This window comes from Massilia eburnea, assembly GCF_009720745.1.
Taxonomy (GTDB): Bacteria; Pseudomonadota; Gammaproteobacteria; order Burkholderiales; family Burkholderiaceae_D; genus Rugamonas; species Rugamonas eburnea.
Window position 1 is genome coordinate 38,030 of the sequence record NZ_WNKX01000003.1, and the last position, 22,043, is coordinate 60,072.

Here is a 22,043-nt window from a genome sequence, read left to right on the forward strand (position 1 = left end):
GCGCCTCGTCAAAGTCTTCGTTTTGAAGAAGAGCACCTTGTTCGGCCAAGGTTTTATCCGGCTGGTGCTGGGCACCATTCTCATGTTATGTGCGGGCAGCGCGCTGATGGCGTTCGTCCGCGGCCCCGAATCGTCCATCGTCGGCGCTGCGCTGGCTGCCTTCCTCGCCGCAGCGACCGGCAAATTCCTGGGCTTCCTGCTCGTTTTTATTGTCGTGCTTTTATCCGCACCCTGGCTCTTCGGCTATCGCGCGCTCGATTTGTTGCGCTGGTGTTATCGGACCGCCACCCGCTCCAAACAGACTTCCGAGAAAGAGCGCCCTGCCGCCCCAAGGCCTGCCGCACAAGCCCGCCCGCCGGTCAGCTCCTCCGGTAGCGGCGATCCGTTCGTCAGCAGGCGGCCTTCGCGGCGTCAGGCTGCAGTACCCAATCAAGCGCCGACACCGCCTGTCGCCCGCAACGAACCGCCAGCCCGCTCAAGTGAGCAATGGGCCGACGTCGAGAGCATTCGCCCGACCACCGCAATGCTGGCACGCGCCCGGGCAGCTGAACAATCGGATGCACGCAAAGTCCAGCGCGAGCCGACCAGGATTATCAAACTGCCCCCGCCGCCGCGTCCTGCCCAAACCACAACACCGGTCCCGGCGCCAGTTTCGCTCGAGGTTATGCCAGCGCCGATGCAGATGCCGATGCCGGCTCCCCAGCCCGCGATGGAAGTGCGCGTCATCCGCGCCGAAGTCGAGGTTCACACGGTCAGGCCGGTCGAAGCTGAATCCATCGCGCCACGGCCAGTCCAGCCGCCAATGGTTCGCGAGCACCCGCAGCCTTCGGCAGCCGAATCCTTCGTCTGGCAGCCTGCGCCGGTCACCGAGGAGCCAAGCTACGTCGAGTGGGTGGAAGTTCCGGCCGCGCCACCGGTGGTGGAAGTGGTGGAAGCGGCGGAAATAGCGGTCGCCGCAGGTCCGGCGGTGTCCATGCCTGCCGCGCAGGAATTTGACGTCGAGATTCCGGGCCTGGATTTGCTGGATGCATATACCGAGGCGAAAATTGAAGTATCGTCAGACGAACTGGCGGAAACAGGCCGCCTGATCGAGCAGCGGCTCAAGGAATTCAAGGTCCCGGTCAATGTGCTTGGCGCCTCCGCTGGTCCTGTGATCACGCGCTTTGAGATTGAACCTGCAATCGGCGTACGTGGCGCGCAGATCGTCGCACTGATGAAAGACCTGTCGCGCGCCCTCGCGGTCACCTCGGTGCGCGTGGTCGAAACCATCCCGGGCAAGACCTGCATGGGCCTGGAGCTGCCGAATGTGCGCCGCCACATGATCCAGCTGTCCGAAATCCTGGCCTCGGACGCCTACCGCGCCTCGCGCTCGCAACTGACCCTGGCCATGGGCAAGGACATCACCGGCGCGCCTGTCGTGACAGACCTGGCCCGGGCGCCGCACATGCTGGTCGCCGGCACCACCGGCTCCGGCAAATCGGTGGCGATCAACGCCATGATCGTGTCCCTGCTGTACAAGGCGACGCCGGAAGATGTGCGCCTGATCATGATCGACCCGAAGATGCTGGAGTTGTCCGTGTACGACGGCATTCCGCACCTGCTGGCGCCCGTCGTCACCGATATGAAACTGGCGGCCAACGCCCTCACCTGGTGCGTGGCCGAAATGGAAAAGCGCTACCGCCTGATGTCCGCGCTCGGCGTGCGCAACCTGGCCGGCTTCAACCAGAAGATCCGCGACGGCAAGGCGGCGGAAAAATACATCACCAATCCGTTCTCGCTCACGCCGGATGCGCCGGAGCCGCTGTCGACTTTGCCCACCATCGTCGTGATCATCGACGAATTGGCCGACCTGATGATGGTCGCAGGCAAAAAAATCGAAGAGCTGATTGCCCGCCTGGCGCAGAAAGCCCGTGCCGCCGGCATCCACCTGATCCTGGCAACGCAGCGTCCTTCCGTCGACGTGATTACCGGCCTGATCAAGGCCAATATTCCGACGCGCGTGGCATTCCAGGTGTCGTCCAAGATCGACTCGCGCACCGTACTTGACCAGATGGGCGCGGAGACATTGCTCGGCCACGGCGATATGCTGTTCCTGCCGCCTGGCAGCGGCTACCCGCAGCGCGTGCACGGCGCCTTCGTGTCCGACGAGGAAGTGCATCGCGTGGTTGACTTCCTGAAGCAGTTCGGCGAGCCGGAATACGAGGAAGCGATCCTGGCCGGCATTCCAAGCGAAGAGCCGGCGACGCCGGACCTGCTGGGCGACGTCAAGGCAGGCGAGACCGACCCGCTGTATGACGAAGCGGTGGCCTTCGTCATCCGCAGCCGCCGCGCCTCGATTTCATCGATCCAGCGCCAACTCAGGATCGGCTACAACCGCTCCGCACGGCTGGTCGAAGAAATGGAAGCTGCCGGCATCGTCTCCGCGATGTCCACCAACGGCAGCCGCGAAATCCTGGTGCCGGTCTCTTCCGATTAACTCATGGCGTATCGAATACCGGCCCCGCCAGGCCCTGCATCGTCGTAGCTTTGGGCGGTTCCGTGGTAAAGACCAGCACCTCGTTGGCTCCCGCCTTCAGCCAGGAGGCCGGCAGGTAGAGGGTTTGCTGCGGCCCGATGTGCCAGAAACGGCCCAGGTGATGGCCATTGACCCATACCTGGCCCTTGCCCCAACCGCGTGTATCGAGGAAGGTGTCCACGGGTTTATCCAGCGTGACCGTACCGCGCCAGAATCCGGGCTGCGCCGTGTCGCCACCTTCCGCCAATGGCAGGCGCTGCAACGCCCCGCCGTCCATTGGCAGCGGGAAGACTGTCCATCCTTCCAGCTCCTCCTTGTCCAGCCTGACGGCGCGCGTGATGCCCTTCCTGTCTTCCACCAGCTTGGCGCCAAAGCCGATGCGCCCCATCGCTTCAACCAGCAAATCGAGCTGGGTGCCGGCCGGCAGGTCGACCGTGAGCGAATTCTCGCCAAGGCGCCGGTCCAGGCGGCCGATCACCCGTCCGTCGGCCAGGACGGTCGCCTGGTCGTGCAATTCTTCCAGCACCAGCTTCCCTTTCGCCGCCGCCTCCAGACGCTTGCGGTAAAGGATGTAGCCGTAATTCTGGCCGAATTCTTCCATCGGGCCCACCCAGCGCGAAGTGTGCGGCTTGGACAGCTTGTCGAGGCCCGCGAGCAAACTGCCGGCCGGCTGCAGTCCGAACGCAGGCAAGGCCTGGGGTTGCGGTGCAGCGGGCACCGGCGGCAGTGCTTCTTTCACGTGCCTGGCGATGACCTCGCGCACGGCGCGGTATTTCGCAGTCGGCCGCCCGGCTTCGTCCAACGCAGCATCATAGTCGTAGCTCGTGGTGTCAGGCTGGTAGGGCTCAGCACCGCCATAATTTGCGCCGGCCATCCAGCCAAAGCTTGTACCGCCATGGAACATGTAGAGGTTGAACGACACCCCCTGCGACAGCATCCAGTCGACCGTGCGCGCCGCGTCCTCCGGGCTCTGGACATGGTGCTTCTCACCCCAATGGTCAAACCACCCCGCCCAGTATTCGCCGGCCATGCGCGGGCCTTTCGGCCGCCAAGTGGACAGCTCCTCGATCGAACCCTTGGCATCGTCCGCTCCGCCGCCAAAGTTGACGACTGCCGGCACCTCAGGCAAGGTGCCGCCCTCGAACAGTCGTCCCGCACCACCGTCGGAGGTAAACAGCGGTGCATCCAGCCCGGCGGCGCGCATCTGGGCCCGCACGGTTTGCAGGTATTCATGATCGCGGCCAAAGGAACCGTATTCGTTCTCCAGCTGAAGCATCAGGATCGGGCCGCCGCGGGTGCTTTGCAAATCGCCTACCTCCTGCGCCAGGCGCCGGAAGTAGCGGGCGCTGGCGGCCAGGTAGCGCGCATCCATTGACCGCACCCGCAGGCCGGGGGTGCGCAGCAGCCAGGCGGGGAATCCGCCAAAGTCCACTTCCGCGCAGACATAGGGTCCGGGACGCAGAACAACGTTCAGCCCTTCCTCGGCGGCCGTCTTGATGAATGCGCGCACATCATTCTGGCCGGCGAAATCCCATTTACCCGGTTCCGGTTCATGTCGCGACCAGAAAGCGTAAGTCGTGACCGTGTTGAGCCCCATCGCCTTGGCCATGCGCAGCCGGTCACGCCAGGCTGCGCGCGGGATGCGCGGATAATGCATCTCACCGGAACGGATCACAAAGGGCTTTCCATCGAGTTTGAACTGCGCGCCATCGATGGCAAAGTGAGGCTGTTTGGCCGCCGTCGCGGGAATGCTCGTGAAGGCCAGCGCCAGCAGGCCTGCTTGTATGGTTTTCGAAAATTTCAAGGTAAGGACTCCTGCAAAATCAACGGAAGGCGTAGCGTAGCGCGAAGGAGGCGCGGCGCGGGGTCTGGTACTGGCTCGGGATGCCCCAATTCACGTCCTGCACAATGGTATTGTCTGCGTTCACGTCGGCGCTGTAAGTGTTGTAGCGGTCGGTGATGCCGCGACGGTTGGTGAGGTTCTGGATACTCAGGTCGAAACTCAGTTTGTTGTGCGCGCCAATGGTCATGTCATAGCCGATGCCCATGTCGACTTGCCAGAAGAACGGCAGGCGACCGCTGGTGCCTGCGGTCTTGACGCCAACCGGATTGGTGGAAGCGTCGCAGTAATGGCCCCACGATCCCCAGTTGTAGGAAATGCTGTCCACGTCCGGCTTCAGCCCGAAGCAGCTGACCGGTTCGCCGCTATGCATGCTGAGCACACCGCTGGTGCGCAGGCCATTCTGGAAATAGTAGGCAGCGGAGGCAGTAAAGGCGTGGCGCACGTCGTTGGTCAGGTTGCCGCTCGCGCCCAGCGTCGTTTCCGGGAAGTCGTACACGCCCGACTGTCCGATATAGCCGGCGACGCGGTTTTCCAGGTTCAGGAAGCCGTTGTCGTTACCGAACGAACGCGCCCAGGTATAGCTCGCGTTCAGGTACCAGGGTTCGGATGCACTGCGCGAGTGGCTCGCATCAAAGGTCAGGTGAATGTACTTATGCTTGGGCTTAGGCAGGCCGAATTCCGAGGCCGGGATCGTCAGCGTCTCAAGCTTGCCGTCGCCGTTGAAGTCGCGCTTCACGGTCACATCTTCACCCGGGTTCAGCTCGAAGCACTCGTAGTCGACCGGGTAGTCCGGATAGCCATGGGCATTGGCATATTTGCCGATGCCCTGGCCGTAGCAGGTGGAATTGATCACGCGCTTCAGGTCCGCATAGCCAAAGTCGACCTGGCCTACCCAGTTGCGGCCCAGTGCTTTTTGCAGATACAGCTGCAGCTCGTTCTGGTAAGGCGCCTTCAGGTTGGTCGTCGCGACCTGGTAGGCTTCAGGCGGAACGCCGTCATGGCCGGGAACGGTGTACGTGGAGCCGATCTGGGTCAGGCCAAGCGGCGCCTTGCTGGCCGGGTCGATGCCGCTATAACGGTACCATTTGCGCTGCTCAAGGTGCGATTCGGCCACGCCGAAGCTGAAGTTGGACGGCATCGACAGTGAATAGCGGCCCAGGTTCGCGCCCACCTTCAGGCTCGAGTCGCCGTTTACGTCCCAGGACACGCCAACACGAGGGGAAGTGATCGGGAACGAGAACAGTGGGCGCTCCAGCGCGTCCTTGTTCACGTATTTGTCGAAGCGCAGGCCGCCGTAAAGGAGCAAGCCATCGCTGGCCTTCCAATAGTCCTCAAGGTAGGCCGCTTTGTTAATCGACACCATGTGGCCGAACTCGCGGTTGAAGTAATAGCCGACATACTGGCCACTCACCTGCTCGCCATTCGGCAGCTGCACGGTGTTTGGACGATCGAAATAGGTATACCAGCCGGCATTCGGCGTGTGCCAGTCCTGGCCCAGGTAGTGCTTGTAATACTCGGCCCCGAACACGATCTTGTGGTTCGCCACATTCCACGTGACGTCACCCTTGTAGCCGCGCCGCCAGTAATCATCGGGCTGGAAGTTGACACTCCTGTCCTGGATGCCGATATTGGTCGTCTTCTGCGTTGCACTGTTGTAGGAGTCGACATAAGGAATGTCCTCCGAACCATGGGCGCGGTCATTGAGCTGGCCAAGATAGCCCCCCATCAGCCGCACTTGCAGGTTGTCCGTGATGTTGCCATGGTAGTTCGCAATGAGCATGCGCTCCTTCACCGGCGAGTTCGAGCTCGAGGAAAAGGCGCCGACCTGGGTCGTATAGTCGGACAGCAGCCGGTAATTGTCGGTGTGGTTCCTGGTCCAGCCGCGCGAGCCGGTGACGCTCAGGGTATGATCACTGTTGATGTTCCAGGTGACATTCAGAAGGATGTTCTTGTTGCTCGATTCTGAAACCGCCGCGCGGTTCTGGCTGAAGCTATAGCTCTTCGACGGCTGCCGGTCGCCAAGCAGCGCAAAGCCGAACAGCTTGTCTTCGATCAGTGCGCCGGAGGCCCACAGGTAGTGGGTGGCGCTCGCATCGCTGTGGTTATTGGAGGTATAGCGGTAGTAGCCGCCCTGCGCGTTGCGGATATCCTTTTCGGCCGGCATCAGCGTGCTCGAGGTGCCAGGCGTGTAATACATCGAATAGCCGGCCTGGAATTTGTTCGAGCCCTGGCGCACAGTCTGCGCCATGATGCCGCCAGTGGCATTGGTCCACGAGGCGCCGAAGCTCCCCGTCATCACCTCCGTATCCTGGATCGCCTCGCGCGGCAGGCGGTTCGCACCGAGCAGGGTACGGTCGTTGGTCGTATCGAACTCGTTCAGGTAGTAGCGGTTCTCCGCCGGCGAGGCACCGCCAAGCTGCACCAGGCCCGTGGTGTTCTGGTCATAGCGCACATTGGAGCGCAGGCGTGCGATCGATTCAACGTTGGCTGCGCCCGAAATCGGCAAGGTGTTAATCAGCTCGCGGCTGTAGTGGCTGGACATTTCCGGCGTCGACACGTCGATCGGGATCACCGTCGTATGCGCCGACTGGCCTGCCACGGTCACGGTGGCAATGGATTCTACGGCCACGACGGCCGCATCGCTGTTCGGTTTGACGCTGACCTGGCGCTCAGCCAGCACCTTGTCGCCCTGCTTGAAGATCACTGTGTAGAGGCCCGGGTTCAGCCCGGAAGTCTTGTAGTGGCCTTGCGCGTCCGGTTGCAAGTCCCGCTTGAAGCCGGTCTGTTCGCTGGTGACGACGATGCTGACCTTTTCCGTACCCAAGCCGCCGGGCACGGAGCCGTACAAGCCACCGGTAATCGATTGCGCCTGGGCGCATTCCATCCCGGCGACGGCCGACATCAGGCTCAGGACGAGCAAAGATTTGCGAACTGCTGATTTTTTCATTCCTAGTCTCCAGTCTTGTGGTTATCGCTGACGAAACGAAATCTCGAAACCTCCTCAAGTTTCTCTAAGTTTCGCTTTCGCAAGCATTTGATATAAACACTGTAAGATTGGAAAGACAATAAATCAGCTATTAGCCGAAAAAGGCATAGTTCACGTGATTTTTGGCATACCAAAACCTTTCGTTCGACGAAACGAATGATTGACAAACTTTCAAATTGTCGCAATCCTGCGACAGGAGAACTCAGGCCTGGGCCTGTTTCTGGCTCAATTGTGAGTCTGGGTGCCGGGTATAGAGGAAAGTGGCAAGGAGCACCGCCACGCCGGTAAGCCAGAGCGGCGCAGCCAAACCTGCCGAGAGGACAAGTGCAGCGCCAAGAGCTGCGCCGAGGAACATCAGGACGACCGCTGCAACGCGCCGCCCCCATCTTGGATTGGCGCCACCGGCAATCGACGAATCCGCAGCGATCCCAGTCAGGGTCAGTGTCAGTACCGTGGCCGTCAGGTCAGCGACCGACAAGCGCCGGACCGTGGCATTTCGCAGCCCCATTGCGATACCGGTCATGACGATCATCGCATAGAGATGGACGGCCGGCTCCAGGCTCTTGATGTCGTAGCCCGCAGCGATCAGGGCAGAGACGAAGAACAGCCCGGCCTCGATGCCAGCGATGATGGAAAGCCAGCGCCTGCGCGGTGCATTCTCCATGGCCTTGCCAAGGCGGCCGGCGATTGCCGCCCCAAAGAGAAAACTCGCCACCGCCACAAGACAGCGCGGAATCGAGAACCCCGGGGCGCCGCCAACCGCGAATCCCATGAACACGATGTTGCCAGTCATGTTTGCCGTAAAGACGCGGCCCAGGCCAAGCACGCTGACCGCATCGATCAAACCTGTCGTGACAGTCAATGTGTAAAGCAGGATGACCAGCGGGTCGCGCGGAGCGTTCGCCGTCATGATTGTCTCCGTTCGAGAGGCAGTTTTTCGCGCAAGTCCTGCCAGGCGACCAGCAGGAACCCGCCCACCAAACCCAGATGTTCAAAGAAGGAGTTCGCCGCCATGAAGCGCTCATGCCCTGGCGGCAGCTCCCAGAAGCGCAGGGCGATCGCCGTAGCCAGCAAAGTGAAGGCGCCAAGGACGACTGCCCCAAGCCATCTCAAGCGGCCCGCCAATATCATGACCGAGGCGCCCAGTTCGAGCACGATCACGCCCACCGCGAATAAAGGTGCTGGCGCCAGCCCAAAATGCGTCATCTCGCCGATGGCCGATGGAAAATCAAAGAGCTTGACCAGGCCACCCTGCAGGTAGGCCGCGCACAAGCCCAGGTATGCGATCCATCGCAAGGAGGTGTTCCCGCCGACTGTCGCCGCCAGGCGGCCCTGCAACCCTGAGCCTGCGCTTTTCATGGACCCTCCCCTTACATCCAGCACGAACATCCAAGGGCGCCGAAAAAGCCCTTGAGGTCGGAAGCCGGGACCTGCGATCCCCAGGCGCTTGCGTGGACATGCCCATGCAGCCCGCAACTCGTACCGCAGCCGCAGGCGGCCGCACTACGGCGCTGCACTGGTTGCAGGGAGTTCTTGCCGGCCCTCCCTGGTTCACCCCACGCACCATAGCCTTTGTAGGTGCGGGTCGGCGACCAGTCGGGCATTGCCGGTGGCAGCGGGTTGTCGTCCAAGGATGCGAATTCTCCGTCGGCAAACACAATGCGGCCGCCCACCACCGTCAGGTGCGAAGTCAGGAAAGTAATCTCGTCTTCCGGCACGCTGAAATAGTCTTTGCTTGGGATGATGAAATCAGCAAAATGGCCGGCCTCAATGCGCCCGCGCCTACCCTCCTCATTCGAAAACCACGCCACGTTTTCCGTCCACATGCGCAGCGCGGCCTCGCGGTCCAGCAGGTCGCGGCGTGGGTACAGGCTGGTGCCGCCAACGGTCTTCCCAGTGACCATCCAGGACAGCGAGACCCAGGGGTTATACGATGCGACACGCGTTGCATCTGTTCCGGCAGAAACCTTGACGCCCCTTTCAAGAATCCGTTTGAACGGCGGCGTCGCTTCTGCCGCCTGCGCACCGTAGCGCGACACGAAATACTCCCCCTGGTACGCCATGCGATGCTGCACTGCGATGCCGCCGCCCAGCGCCGCAATGCGCTCGATCGACTTGTCGGAAATCGTCTCGGCGTGATCGAAGAACCAGTTGATGCCGGCCATCGGCACTTCACGATCGACCTTCTCGAAAACGTCCAGTGCCCGCGAGATCGTTTCGTCATAGGTTGCGTGCATGCGCCATGGCCATCGGTTCTGCACCAGTATGCGGACAACTTCCTCCAGGTCATTCTCCATTTGCGGCGGCATTTCAGGACGTTCAACGCGGAAGTCCTCAAAGTCGGCGGCCGAATAGACGAGCATCTCGCCGGCGCCGTTGTGGCGGAAGTAGTCGTCGCCCTGCTTGTATTTGACTGAGGATGTCCAGTTGAGGAAATCCTCTTTCTCCTGCCTGGGCTTTTGCGTGAACAGGTTGTAGGCCATACGAACGGTAATCTGCTTCGCATCGGCCAGCTTCTGGATCACATCATAGTCTTCCGGATAATTCTGGAAGCCGCCGCCCGCGTCGATCACGCCGGTCACCCCCAGGCGATTAAGCTCACGCATGAAATGGCGCGTTGAGTTCATCTGGTACTCCAGCGGAAGCTTCGGCCCCTTCGCCAGCGTGGCATAGAGGATGGTGGCATTGGGTTTGGCAATCAGCAGCCCGGTCGGATTGCCATTGCCATCGCGGACGATCTGGCCGCCGGGCGGTTCCGGCGTGTCCTTTGTATAGCCGACAGCACGCAAGGCAGCGCCATTCAACAGCGCCCGATCGTAAAGGTGCAGCAGGAAAACCGGCGTATCGGGCGCGATGGCATTGATTTCATCGATGTTCGGCAAGCGCTTTTCCATGAACTGGTGCTCGGTAAAGCCGCCGACCACACGCACCCACTGCGGCGCCGGCGTTACGGCAACCTGGCGCTTCAGCATGTCCATGGCGTCGGCCAGCGAACGAACGCCATCCCAGCGCAGCTCCATGTTGTAGTTCAGGCCGCCGCGCACGACGTGCGTGTGGTTGTCGAACAAGCCGGGCAAGACGTGCCTGCGTTTGAGGTCAATGATCCGCGTGCCCGAACCGGCCTTGGCCAGGATTTCCGCATCCTCGCCCACTGCTACGAACCGGCCATCCTTGATAGCGACCGCGCTGGCCACCGGATTAGCGCGATCGAGCGTCGTCATCTGCGCATTATGAAAAATAATGTCGGGCACAGCGTTCGTCATTGAATGTTCTCCTTTGTGTTCCGGCCAGGGAGCTCGCCTAATACGTGCTCCGTAGCTTGGCACGACGTACAGGCAGTTTTGAAAGCGGCGCCATTCAACAACTGCTTGCCGACCGGGATGAGCTGCTCGCCAAGCAGGATACCAAGTAATCCGACAAGCGCCACCAGCGGCGGCGCCGGCGAGCGGACATTCAGCAAGTTATAGATGATGCCGACGAGAAGTCCGGCCCCAAACGAAAGAACATAGATCTTCATGATAGGCCTCCCGCCGGACGAAGAATTACCTGGCTTTGGCTGGGTTGGGGCCGATGCGGTCACCGTGCTGCACGCGCTCAGGAGCCTTATGCACCATCGTGTATGCATAATCGACGCCCATGCCATACGCGCCGGAATGCTCACGCACGATGTCCATCACCGCGTTATAGGTTTCCTTGCGGGCCCAGTCGCGCTGCCATTCCAGCATGACCTGCTGCCAGGTCGCCGGCACCACGCCGGCTTGCACCATGCGGTCCATGGCATAGTTGTGCGCATCAAGCGACGTGCCGCCCGACGCGTCGGCCACCATATAGATCTCATAGTCCGTATCGTGCATGGCGGACAGCGCAAAGCCCAGGTTGCACACCTCGGTCCACAGCCCTGACACCACGATTTTCTTGCGGCCTTGTGCGGCATTGGCTGCCAGCGCATCACGCACATTCTGGTCATCCCAGGAGTTCATCGACGAACGCTCCAGCAGTTTATTCTGCGGAAAGACCGCCAGCAATTCAGGATAAGTCGGGCCGGAGAAGCCCTCAGTCTCCACGGTGGTGATCGTGGTCGGGATCCCGAATGCCTTGGCCGCTTTGGCCAGCGCCACGACATTGTTCTTCAGTGCCTGGCGGTCGATAGACTGGACGCCGAAAGCCATCTGGGGCTGCTGGTCAATAAAGATGAGCTGGCAGTTCAAAGGCGTCAGGACTTCGGTGTATTTGCTGGACATGGGAATCTCCCTTTTGGGTTAAGAATTGAAACTTGGGGATTTTCAGTCTATGCGCAGCAATTACTGTCCGGAAGATAACAAATGGAATGTCAGCATTTCCATTTCTGCTTGGGTAAGTTGGGTGATAATGCGTTCATGAAGAAACTACCTGACCTGGAAGCCTGGGCGATTTTCGCGAAAGTCGCCGAGACGGGCTCTTTTGCCCGCGCCGCCGCTGACTTGTCCTTGTCGCAGGCGACGGTTTCCAAGGCTATATCCCGCCTGGAAGAGCGGACTCGGGTCACCTTATTTCATCGCACCTCACGGCGCTTATCGCTGACCGAGACCGGCTTTGCCTCACTGGAGCGGGCAACGCGTATCCTGGGTGAAGGGGAAGCGGTGGAAGCAGAGATATCTGAACAGTCCGATACCCTGCGCGGCCTGATCCGGCTCACAGTGCCAATGTCCTTCGGCCTTGCGCGGCTTGCGCCAATCTTGCCGGAATTCATGCAAGCTTACCCGGACGTCAAGCTGGACGTGCAATTCAACGACAAACTGGTGGACCTGGTCGCCGAACGCTTCGACCTCGCGCTTCGGATCGCCAACCTCGACAATTCAAGCCTGCTTGCCCGAAGACTCTGCCGCGTCAGGATCCTGCTGGTCGGCGCACCAGCCTATTTCGAACGCTACGGCAGGCCGCGCCATCCGAGCGACCTCGCTGAGCACAAAGCCTTGCAATACGCCTACTCCCGCCACGGCACAACATGGCGTTTCAGCCACCAGCGGCACGGCGAATTCAGCCTGGCGATGCCTGCGGACTTACATGTCAACAATGCGGACGCCTTGCGGCCGGCATTGCTGGCCGGCCTGGGCCTTGCGCTGCAGCCCGAATTCCTTGCCTGGCAGGACCTGCAATCAGGCGCACTGGAAACCGTCATGGACGACTGGGAAGCCGAGCCCATTGCGCTGCATATTGTCACTCCGCCTGGGCGCAGGCGGCCCGCACGCGTGCAGGCGCTGATCGAATTCCTCGCCCAGCGGTTTACCCAGGCACCGTGGGCCGATGCGGCGTGACAAACGATTACCTGACGGCCCTTGCCGACCCAGGCGTCCTTGCTCCTGCAGGAATCGGCATTTCGCCCGGAACAGAGTCGACCTCTTCCTTCCTTGCTTCCATCTCGCGGCCCAGCGTCGCCAGATCCATATCCGACTGGCGCGCTTGCGGGAATAGCTCGCCCTCTTCTTCCTTGACGTGATGGTTGACATATTCGCCAAGTACCTTCACTTTCGCATCGTACAGCTCGTCGTGCGGATCCATCTGGCCGATTTGCCAGATCAATGCCTTGAGCGATGCGTGTTCGACTGAGGCTTCATCCAGCTGGTCCTCGCTCTCCTTCGATGCTTCGCGCAGCGCTGGATAGAAAATTTCCTCTTCAATGACCGCATGTTTAGTCAGCTCAAGGCAAATGCGGTCCGCGAGTTTCTTTTTCCCGGCGAACGCGCGATCACCCATCTCTTCGTACTGCTGGAACAGTGCTTTGACATTGGTGTGGTCCTGCTTGAGTAGCTTGATTGCATCCATGACTTCCTCCTTGGGTTGAGTGCGTTACAAGGATGCCTTGAGCCGTCAAGCAATGTATGTGCGCCCCCTCACGCGCGCGCTGAAGAGCCGTGACATTTTTAGTCCCACGCCCTCGCTTGTGAGCGGTACCCAGTCCAGGTAAAGCCGATGCCTAGCGAAAGCCCGCTATTCTGGCGGAACAGCGGGCTCTCCCGGTTTGCGGCATGCGTGTAGTTTTCATAGCGCGTAAAGCCAAAGATCCGCCAATCCGGCGTCAACCGGTGGGACAAGCTCACGCCAACGCGCGTCATCATCAGGCCGCCCTTTGCTTCATAAACGGGGCGGGAGGCGGTCGCGTATTGCGGTGCGACTTCGTAGAAATACTGGTTGAGGCGTGCATTGCCGAAGACTACGCCGAGGTTGGCATCGGCCTGCCATTTCTGGTCGCTGGCCTGGGTTTCGAATACCACGCGGGGCTCAAAGACGAGGCCCTGGCGCTTGAATCCATTTCCTAATTCAAACGGCGTGCGGAGGGGCAATTCGAACCGAACCCGGTTGGGCGCCTTCGGCTCGGTCAGCAAGATCTTCAGGCGCGGCCCGAATTCCAGCAGCGAGTGCAGGTTCGGCATGCCTGAGCGCGCTTCCACGTCATTGGAACGGGCCGGGAGCGACAGTGCAAAGCCAAGATCGAGGTCGACACGTTCGCTGTCGAACAATCGGGCGCTCACCCCGGAGCGATCCGCGCGTAGCACCTTTCCGCGATAGATAAACATCGGCAGTACCAGCCCACGCGAGGAACGGTCAGCGGCGCCCGGATATGCCGGTGTCGACGCGGCGCCGCCGAACAAGCCGAGCTCCCATAACGGCAAATCGGGGGCCGGAGCCGCCGTTACCTGCTGGGCGTTGGCCGAGATCATCAAGGCCGACATTGCAATGCCGGCCCAAAAGCGCTGTTGCATGCTGAATGCTCCATAAACGACAAAATGAGCCATGCATGATACAGCCAAGCGCAACAATGGCAAAATGGCATTTTTTGTTCGACCGGACACTATGACGCGCGCTGCCCTCTTGCCCATCCTGCTCTTCCTTGCTGCCTGTGACCAGCAAGCTGCTGCGCCGGCCGACGGCAATACCATGAGTTGCCAGACCGGCGACCTCAAACTTTCCGGAACAGGTGCGCCGGATGTAGGGGTAGCCGCGTTTGGCATCGAGGGGGATACCATCAATGGCTTCGGCCTGAGCCTGAATGTCGGGCATGCGGGCAAAGTGCACGAGGTTTCCTCCTCCTTGATGCATTTGCCAATGCGGACCGGCGCTTACGAATTCGAGACGCTCCCGTTTTATAACACCCGGACCACGGAGCGCGACCTGCTCAAGGGCTACAACGCCGGCACGTATAGCCAGCAATTTTCACCCGTTGAGAATGATCCTGAGGCCAAGCTCAAGGTTCAAATCGATAAGATGGTTGTTTCGGATGCGCCACAGCCTGGATTCAAGAAAATCCATGCCGTCGGCCATTTTGAATTCAACGCCGCCGCACTTCCCGCTTCATCGCCAAGCGATGCTTGCGTCAGCAATGGCATCGCGCGCTCGCTGGAATCAGTGAAGGCAGGCAAACGGCTGTTGCCCCTTTTCGATGCGACGGTGTGCGGCGCCGAGAAGAAGCACATCCGCTGCGACTTCGACGTGATAGCCGAATTGGCCAAGCTCCAGTAAGGAACAGCGGGGCACGCCGATTGGCTTAATGTTTGCCGCCGTCCGGCGTGAAATCAGCGCTGCGCACTGAGTCTTCGACAAAGGAAAGCTCTGCGATGGTTGAAGCGGAACGTTCCGATGAACTGAATACCGTGTAAGTAAAAGTTGCGACTCGGACTTGCTGTGGGCTGACCACGTTAACCAAGTGCCACCAGAAAATAGTGATCGGGGTACCACGTTCAGTCCCCCGCCTGATGCCTTTGGAAATTGCATTACCGTTTGAGAGTATTTCCGACGCAGGGTATCCAATGCTCGACAGTACCTGCTTGCCGGATAGCGCCCCGGACGACGATGGCCGCGTCGCAGTGATGACATTCAACCTGAGCGTAGCAGTATCCTCGCCTGGCTGATAAAAGATACCGCCGCCTTCCGGTTCGTATTCCTCGATCCAAGGCTCCGGGATGGCGAAAACTACCAGGCCGCCGCGGTAGTGAATCTTCTTCGAGGCCGTTGCGCCTTCTGTCGCCGCGAACGCGTGGCTGGCGCCAATCATTGTCGCCATGCTCACAATGAGCCTGCAAACCGAAGCGCGTGCCGCTGAAGCATCAAATATGGAGCGCATGACCCAAGGCACGCAGTGCTGCCTCCTGAATTGCTTCGCCCAAGGTTGGGTGGGCGTGGATCGTGCCTGCCACGTCTTCGAGCGTCGCTCCCATTTCGATGGACTGGGCAAATGCGGCGGATAGCTCCGACACTGCTTTGCCTACAGCCTGCCAGCCCACGATCAGGTGATTGTCGCGGCGCGCTACCACCCGCACGAAACCGTCTTTCGATTCGAGCGACATGGCGCGCCCGTTGGCGGCAAACGGGAATAAGGCTTCAATGCAATCGATTCCTTGTGCGCGCGCCGACTGCGGCGTGGCGCCGACCACGACGACTTCCGGATCGGTGAAGCACACCGCCGCAATAGCTGCAGGGCTGAAATGACGCCGTTTGCCGCTGATGATTTCAGCGACCATTTCGCCTTGCGCCATGGCGCGATGTGCCAGCATTGGCTCGCCGGTCACATCGCCGATGGCCCACACGTCGCGCATGGAAGTGCGGCACTGGTCGTCGACCTTGATGAAGTGGCCGTCCATGTCGATACGCAGTTTTTCCAGGCCAAAGCCGCGCGTGCTTGGGCGCCGCCCAACGGCGACCAGGACCTGGTCCGCCGCCAAAACCGACTCTTCGCCGGTGGCATTCCGGATACGCACGGCGCCGCCTTTCTCGTCCAATCCCAGCACCGAGCAGCCGAGGTGGGTTTCCACGCCCAGGCCCTTGAGTGCATTCGCCACAGGTCGGGTCAATTCGGCATCGTAGGCTGGCAGGATACGGTCTTGCGTTTCCACCACATGGACTTGCGCGCCCAGCTTGGCGTAAGTAATGCCAAGTTCCAGGCCGATATAACCCGCACCTACCACGACCATTTTGCCCGGCACCGTCTTCGGCGACAGCGCTTCGGTTGCACTGATTACTTTTCCGCCGAATGGCATGAAAGACAGCTCGGTAGCGTGTGAGCCTGTGGCCAGCAGCAGGTGTTCACAACCGATGCGCTGCGGGCTTTCGCCGTCCCGTAGCACTTCGACAGTCTTGCCATCGACGATATTGGCCCAGCCTTTGACGACGCGCACACCGCTTTTCTTAAGAAGCGCAGCCACGCCACCGGTCAGGCGCCCGACAATGCCATCTTTCCACAGCACGGTCTGGCCGATGTCGATGCGCGGCGCCTGCACCGAAATACCAAGCGCCGAGCCGCTCGCGAAATGGCTTGCCTTTTCAAATTCTTCAGCCGCATGGATCAGGGCCTTCGATGGTATGCAGCCGACATTCAGGCAAGTGCCGCCCAGTTCGCCGGCTTCGACCAGCGTTGTCGGAATGCCCAGCTGGCCGGCGCGGATGGCCGCGATATAGCCGCCGGGACCGCCGCCGATCACCAGCAGCGTAGTGGTGTGTTGATTCATTGATTACTCCACAAAGAGCATGGCTGGGCATTCAAGCAAACCACGGATGGCCTGCACGAATCGGGCGGCGTCCATTCCGTCAACCACCCGGTGGTCGAAGGAAGACGACAGGTTCATCATCTTGCGGATCACCACCGTGCCGTTGCGCACCATCGGCCGCTCCACGATCTTGTTGACGCCGATGATGGCCACTTCCGGATGGTTGATCACGGGCGTGGTCACAATGCCGCCCAAGGGTCCCAGGCTGGAGATGGTGATCGTAGAACCAGACAGTTCGTCGCGCGTGGCCTTGCCAGCACGCGCAGCATCAGCCAGGCGCCCAATCTCTGCGGCGCAGGCCCACATATCGACAGCCTCTGCGTGCCGCATCACGGACACCATCAAGCCTGAATCGGTCTGTGTCGCGACGCCGAGATGGACGGCGCCGTATTGCGTGACAACACCAGCATCATCGTCGAAGCGCGCGTTCATCTGCGGGAACTGGCGCAACGCGACCACCAGCGCGCGCACCAGCAGGGGCAGCACGGTGAGCTTTCCGCGCTCTTTGCCCCATTGCTCGTTAAGGCGTACGCGCAGGTTTTCAAGTTCGGTCACGTCCACCTCCTCCACGTAGGAGAAGTGCGGAATGCGGCGCTTTGATTCCTGCATTTTCTGCGCAATCTTGCGGCGCAGGCCGATCAATGGAACGGCTTGTTCGGTGTTAATCTCGCGGTAACCGCCGGCGGTTGCAGACGGCCCGCCTTGCACGCCGCGCGCTGCGTAGGAATCCAGGTCATTACTCAGGATGCGCCCTGCCGGGCCTGTGCCGTGCACAAACTGCAGTTCAATCCCCATGTCCCATGCACGCTTGCGCACGGCCGGCGAAGCGAGCGGACGTTGACCCGGTTCTCGCACAACGCGGGCTGGCGCAGAGGCCGACGCGTGAGTCGACGGCGCGGCTGGTGCAGGAGCCGGCGCAGGTTTGGCCGCCGGCGCGGCTGGCGATGCTGCGGGCGCCGCGGCCGGAAGCGGTGGTGGCGCCGGCGTCGCCGCCAGGCCTGCCGATCCTGCGGCTTGCGCTTTCAAATTGCCCGCGCCCTCCACCTCAATATGAATCAGGTCGGCGCCGACTGCCATCACCTGCCCCGCTGCGCAGCCCAGCATGGCCACGGTGCCATGGACCGGCGATGGAATTTCAATGGTCGCCTTGTCGGTCATGACGTCGGCCAGGATCATGTCCTCGGTAACGGCATCGCCCACCTTGACATGCCACATGACCAGCTCAACTTCTGCAATGCCCTCGCCAATATCAGGCATCTTGATGACGTGAATACCCATCTTATGCCTCCACCGCACGTTTGAACGCCGCGCCAACGCGCGCCGGCCCTGGGAAATACGCCCATTCCTGTGCATGGGGGTAAGGCGTATCCCACCCGGTCACACGTTCAATCGGCGCTTCCAGATGGTAGAAGCAATGCTCCTGCACCAGCGAGACCAGCTCGGCGCCGAAGCCGCAGGTACGGGTGGCCTCGTGCACCACGACGCAGCGGCCGGTCTTCTTGACCGACTCGACGATCGTCTCCAGGTCCAGCGGCCACAGGCTGCGCAAGTCAATGATCTCGGCGTCGATGCCGGTCTCGCGCGCCGCAGCCTCGCACACCCACACCATGGTGCCGTAAGCGAGCACCGTCAGCTGTTTTCCGGGCCGGAAAATGGCCGCCTTGTCCAGCGGAACGGTGTAATACCCTTCGGGCACCTCCCCCATCGGATTCTGCGACCATGGCACCACCGGTTTGTCGTGGTGGCCATCAAATGGACCGTTATACAGGCGCTTAGGCTCGAGGAAGATCACCGGATCGTCGCATTCGATCGAAGAAATCAGCAGGCCTTTGGCGTCGTAAGGATTCGACGGCATCACCGTGCGCAAGCCGCACACGTGGGCGAACACGGCTTCCGGGCTTTGGCTGTGGGTCTGGCCGCCGTAAATGCCGCCGCCGCATGGCGTACGGATGGCAATTGGCGCCGTAAAGTCTCCCGCCGAACGGAAACGCAGCCTTGCCGCTTCCGACACGATCTGGTCATATGCCGGATAAATATAGTCGGCAAACTGGATTTCGATGCAAGGCCGCAGGCCATACGCCCCCATGCCGATCGCCACGCCAACGATGCCGCCCTCGGAAATCGGCGTATCGAACACGCGCGACTTGCCGTATTTCTTTTGCAGGCCTTCAGTACAGCGGAAAACGCCGCCAAAATAGCCCACGTCCTGGCCGAAGACCACGACGTTTTCATCCTTCTCCATCATCACGTCCATCGCCGAACGCAGCGCCTGGATCATGGTCATGGATGTCTTTACTATGTTTTCCGCCATCTCAGATCCCCAGTTGCTGACGTTGCACGCGCAAGTGTTCCGGCAGCTCTTTATAGATGCCGTCGAACATTTCGGCGGGGCTGAAGGTATGGCCGCTGGCCATGGTGCCGTATTGTTCGGCCTCCTTCTGTGCTGCCAGTACTTCGGCCTCCAGCCGCTTCTGCGTTTCCTCGTGCTCCTGTTCGGACCATGCGCCGGCTTTGATCAGGTACTGTTTCAGACGCATGATCGGGTCGCCGAGCGGGAAATGCGTCCAGTCGTCGCCGGGGCGGTACTTCGATGGATCATCGGACGTCGAATGCGGTCCCGCGCGATAGGTTACCCATTCAATCAGGCATGGCCCGAGGTTACGGCGCGCCCGTTCTGCGGCCCATTGCGATGCCGCGTACACGGCCAGGAAATCATTGCCGTCAACGCGCAGCGACGCGATGCCGCAGCCAACGCCGCGCGCGGCAAAGGTCGTGTCCTCGCCGCCGGCGATGGCCTGGAAGGTCGAGATGGCCCACTGGTTATTTACGACATTGAGGATGACCGGCGCACGGTAGACGTGGGCGAAAGTCAGTGCGGTGTCGAAGTCCGCTTCAGCGGTGGCGCCGTCGCCGATCCAGGCCGAGGCAATCTTGGTATCGCCCTTGATCGCCGACGCCATGCCCCAGCCGACCGCCTGGATATATTGCGTGGCGAGGTTGCCGGAAATGGAGAAGAAGCCTGCCTTTTTCACCGAGTACATGACAGGCAGCTGCCGCCCCTTGAGCGGATCGCGCTCATTCGACATCAGCTGGCAGATCATATCCACCATCGGATAGTCGCGCACGACAAGAATGCTTTGCTGGCGGTACGTAGGGAAGCACATATCGTCCACGTTCAACGCCAGCGCCTGCGCGGTGCCGATCGCCTCCTCGCCCAGGCTCTGCATATAAAACGACATCTTCTTCTGGCGCTGCGCCATCAGCATCCGGCTGTCGAAGATGCGGGTCTTCATCATGGCGCGCAAGCCTTTGCGCACGACTTCGATGTCGATATGCGGCACCCAGGGGCCGACGGCATTGCCCTCGGCATCGATCACGCTGATCAGGGAGTACGCCAGGTCGCGCGTATCCATGGGGGCCACGTCAACCTCGGGCCGGCGCACGGCGCCCGCCGGTGACAAGCGGAGATAGGAAAAATCAGTTGCACAGCCTGGACGCCCCGTTGGTTCGGGAACGTGCAGGCGAAGTGGTTCGCCCTTGCTCATTCAGATTCCTTCATGTGCGATGGTGTCGCACTAGGAGTGGTCATTCCGGGCGGCTTTGAGCGGGTAGCTGCGGCCTGCCTGGACTGTGGAACCGCCCGCTGTGTTTCGCACAGCGGACACGAAAAAACATTTCCTCAAAAGCAACGCTAGCGTAGCACGCTTTTCCGTTCTCATGAAGCGGAACAGATGTTCAGTAATTAAAGTTTCGTTAATAGCATGCCGTTAACACTGCATGACCTCGATATCGAACCTTTCAAATTGGCAGCCGGCGGCGCGCTACCCCGTTGCCAGAGCCGTCAATCCGATCGTCGCCAGGCTGGATGCAGCGTCAGGCTTGCAGCCTTCAGCGATCGTGACCCTCAGTCCCGAAGCCATCGCTGCCGCGTCAGCGCCCATGACGGCCAGCCAGCGCTACCAGGACCTGGGCGCGGACATGCTCAAGCAATTGGGGGCCGGCGCTGTCATCCCGCTGGATCACGCCAAATTGCCGGCGGCGCTCGATAACAAGTTTGCCTTGAGTATCACGACACGGAGCGGCGCGAAAGTCGACCTTACGCTGGCCAACGCAGGTGACGAAATGATCTACCAGGTCAGCTCGAGCGCCGAGTTGAACGAAGATGAGCGCAAGGCCCTGTCCGAACTGGCCGAGGGCTTCCAGGCTGCCATTGATGGAATGGCGGGCTCGGCCCCGCAGGTCAAGCTAGGCGCACTGACCCGGTTTGACAGTAAATTCGTGCAGTCCGTCGACCTTCACGCCCAAGTGGCTGGCGCCGACTCCGTCTCCCAGACCCTGGATTTCCACATCGACGACGTGGGGCGCAAAGTGAGTATTGGCGGGCCAGACGGAAAGGCTGAAGTGAACGTCGACACGAGCGCCGTCGACCACTTGGGCACGAGGCAGCAACAGGCAAAAGCCATCAGCAACTACCTGGCCCAGTTCGACCAGGCGCTCGCGCGCGGCCATGGCGACAAGAAATTGATGGCGATGTTCAAGGACGCCTTCTCCGATATGAACCGGACGGCCACTGCGGAAAGCCGCGACGAGCTTTTGCGTACGCCAGCCAGGTGGCAACTCAACGCCGATGACCATGCCACGCTGACCGGCCTCTCCGACTTCAGCGCATCCCTCACCCAGACGCCCAAGTCCAGCAATCCGCTCAAGCCGCAACAGGAAGACACTTTTTCCTACGACGTCTCGCAAACGACGAAGATTGATGGCCAGTCCCACGACGACCGCAGTATTGGCCAATCCCAGCAGTCGCACCTGAGTGCCGAGTACCACACGGCCATTGGCAAATCCGGTCCCCCATTCTTCGACGGTACGCCGCAAACCCAGAATTATGAGTACCATCGCATTGACGATGGCGCCGGCAGCAAGGTCTCCCTTCACTACCAGTATGGCAAGCTGGCCAAGGCCAGCATGGAACAGATGGCGCGCCAGTCAGAGCACGTGTATACATTCATGCTGGGAAAACTGAAATCAGAGAAAGGCACGCCGATCCAGCAGTCGTTCGTACATGACTTGCTGCCGTCGCTCACTTCATTTGATCACCGTAAAGGCGACGACTCGCTGAACGACAATATATTCCTGCTCGGCTCGCCAGGGGAAATCGTGGCACGCAAGCAGCAACTCTAA

General features: G+C 60.8%; 18 protein-coding genes. 4 read left to right on the plus strand and 14 right to left on the minus strand.

Annotated features, from left to right (window positions below; all coding sequences use genetic code 11):
• Positions 1–22: 22 nt before the first annotated feature.
• Positions 23–2,476: a DNA translocase FtsK gene (locus GM658_RS04695; protein WP_443093807.1), complete on the plus strand. Its 2,454-nt coding sequence runs from the start codon at positions 23–25 to the stop codon at positions 2,474–2,476.
• A 1-nt stretch (position 2,477) separates the two neighbouring features.
• On the opposite strand, the gene GM658_RS04700 is transcribed toward GM658_RS04695, so the two are convergent.
• The 7 genes from GM658_RS04700 to GM658_RS04730 form a co-directional block, all read right to left on the minus strand.
• Positions 2,478–4,319, minus strand: a complete 1,842-nt coding sequence (locus GM658_RS04700; RefSeq protein WP_155452853.1) for a glycoside hydrolase family 35 protein — start codon at positions 4,317–4,319, stop codon at positions 2,478–2,480.
• Positions 4,320–4,338: 19 nt separating this feature from the next.
• A complete protein-coding gene (locus tag GM658_RS04705) occupies positions 4,339–7,305 on the minus strand; it encodes a TonB-dependent receptor plug domain-containing protein (protein WP_155452854.1) in 2,967 nt (988 codons plus the stop codon).
• Between the two features lie 241 nt (positions 7,306–7,546).
• A complete protein-coding gene (locus GM658_RS04710) occupies positions 7,547–8,254 on the minus strand; it encodes a YoaK family protein (protein WP_155452855.1) in 708 nt (235 codons plus the stop codon).
• The gene (locus GM658_RS04715; RefSeq protein WP_155452856.1) at positions 8,251–8,703 is read right to left on the minus strand and encodes a DoxX family protein; all 453 of its coding nucleotides are present in this window, start codon (positions 8,701–8,703) and stop codon (positions 8,251–8,253) included. The genes GM658_RS04710 and GM658_RS04715 overlap by 4 nt, the downstream gene beginning before the upstream one ends.
• Before the next feature lie 11 nt (positions 8,704–8,714).
• Entirely contained in the window at positions 8,715–10,607 is a 1,893-nt protein-coding gene (locus GM658_RS04720; protein ID WP_155452857.1) for an amidohydrolase, read from the minus strand.
• The gene (locus GM658_RS04725; protein ID WP_155452858.1) at positions 10,604–10,861 is read right to left on the minus strand and encodes a DUF1427 family protein; all 258 of its coding nucleotides are present in this window, start codon (positions 10,859–10,861) and stop codon (positions 10,604–10,606) included. Before GM658_RS04725 ends, GM658_RS04720 begins: the two co-directional genes overlap by 4 nt.
• 25 nt (positions 10,862–10,886) lie before the next feature.
• Positions 10,887–11,585: a hydrolase gene (locus tag GM658_RS04730; protein ID WP_155452859.1), complete on the minus strand. Its 699-nt coding sequence runs from the start codon at positions 11,583–11,585 to the stop codon at positions 10,887–10,889.
• A 135-nt stretch (positions 11,586–11,720) separates the two neighbouring features.
• On the opposite strand from GM658_RS04730, the gene GM658_RS04735 reads away from it, so the two are divergent.
• Entirely contained in the window at positions 11,721–12,638 is a 918-nt protein-coding gene (locus GM658_RS04735) for a LysR family transcriptional regulator (protein WP_155452860.1), read from the plus strand.
• 7 nt (positions 12,639–12,645) lie between these two features.
• Here the strand turns inward: GM658_RS04735 and GM658_RS04740 are convergent, their stop codons facing one another.
• Together GM658_RS04740 and GM658_RS04745 are read right to left on the minus strand one after the other, a co-directional pair.
• Positions 12,646–13,146, minus strand: coding sequence for a hemerythrin domain-containing protein (locus tag GM658_RS04740; protein WP_155452861.1), 501 nt, complete (start codon positions 13,144–13,146; stop codon positions 12,646–12,648).
• A gap of 98 nt (positions 13,147–13,244) precedes the next feature.
• Positions 13,245–14,084 (minus strand): MipA/OmpV family protein, encoded by an 840-nt coding sequence (locus GM658_RS04745; RefSeq protein ID WP_155452862.1) that lies wholly within the window; start codon positions 14,082–14,084, stop codon positions 13,245–13,247.
• Between the two features lie 31 nt (positions 14,085–14,115).
• On the opposite strand from GM658_RS04745, the gene GM658_RS04750 reads away from it, so the two are divergent.
• Positions 14,116–14,841 (plus strand): hypothetical protein, encoded by a 726-nt coding sequence (locus GM658_RS04750; protein WP_155452863.1) that lies wholly within the window; start codon positions 14,116–14,118, stop codon positions 14,839–14,841.
• A 25-nt stretch (positions 14,842–14,866) separates the two neighbouring features.
• Here GM658_RS04750 and GM658_RS04755 read toward each other — a convergent pair whose 3' ends face one another.
• Genes GM658_RS04755 through GM658_RS04775 form a run of 5 tightly spaced genes read right to left on the minus strand, consistent with a single transcriptional unit; the run spans position 14,867 to position 20,407 of the window.
• Positions 14,867–15,382: a hypothetical protein gene (locus tag GM658_RS04755; RefSeq protein ID WP_155452864.1), complete on the minus strand. Its 516-nt coding sequence runs from the start codon at positions 15,380–15,382 to the stop codon at positions 14,867–14,869.
• Positions 15,383–15,425: 43 nt separating this feature from the next.
• Positions 15,426–16,823, minus strand: coding sequence for a dihydrolipoyl dehydrogenase (gene lpdA / locus GM658_RS04760; RefSeq protein ID WP_155452865.1), 1,398 nt, complete (start codon positions 16,821–16,823; stop codon positions 15,426–15,428).
• Between the two features lie 3 nt (positions 16,824–16,826).
• The gene (locus GM658_RS04765; RefSeq protein ID WP_155452866.1) at positions 16,827–18,140 is read right to left on the minus strand and encodes a dihydrolipoamide acetyltransferase family protein; all 1,314 of its coding nucleotides are present in this window, start codon (positions 18,138–18,140) and stop codon (positions 16,827–16,829) included.
• Between the two features lies 1 nt (position 18,141).
• Positions 18,142–19,146: an alpha-ketoacid dehydrogenase subunit beta gene (locus GM658_RS04770; RefSeq protein ID WP_155452867.1), complete on the minus strand. Its 1,005-nt coding sequence runs from the start codon at positions 19,144–19,146 to the stop codon at positions 18,142–18,144.
• A 28-nt stretch (positions 19,147–19,174) separates the two neighbouring features.
• On the minus strand, positions 19,175–20,407 hold the full coding sequence (locus GM658_RS04775; protein ID WP_155452868.1) for a 3-methyl-2-oxobutanoate dehydrogenase (2-methylpropanoyl-transferring) subunit alpha: 1,233 nt from the start codon (positions 20,405–20,407) through the stop codon (positions 19,175–19,177).
• A 232-nt stretch (positions 20,408–20,639) separates the two neighbouring features.
• Here GM658_RS04775 and GM658_RS04780 point away from each other — a divergent pair, with 232 nt between their 5' ends.
• Positions 20,640–22,043, plus strand: a complete 1,404-nt coding sequence (locus GM658_RS04780) for a hypothetical protein (RefSeq protein ID WP_155452869.1) — start codon at positions 20,640–20,642, stop codon at positions 22,041–22,043.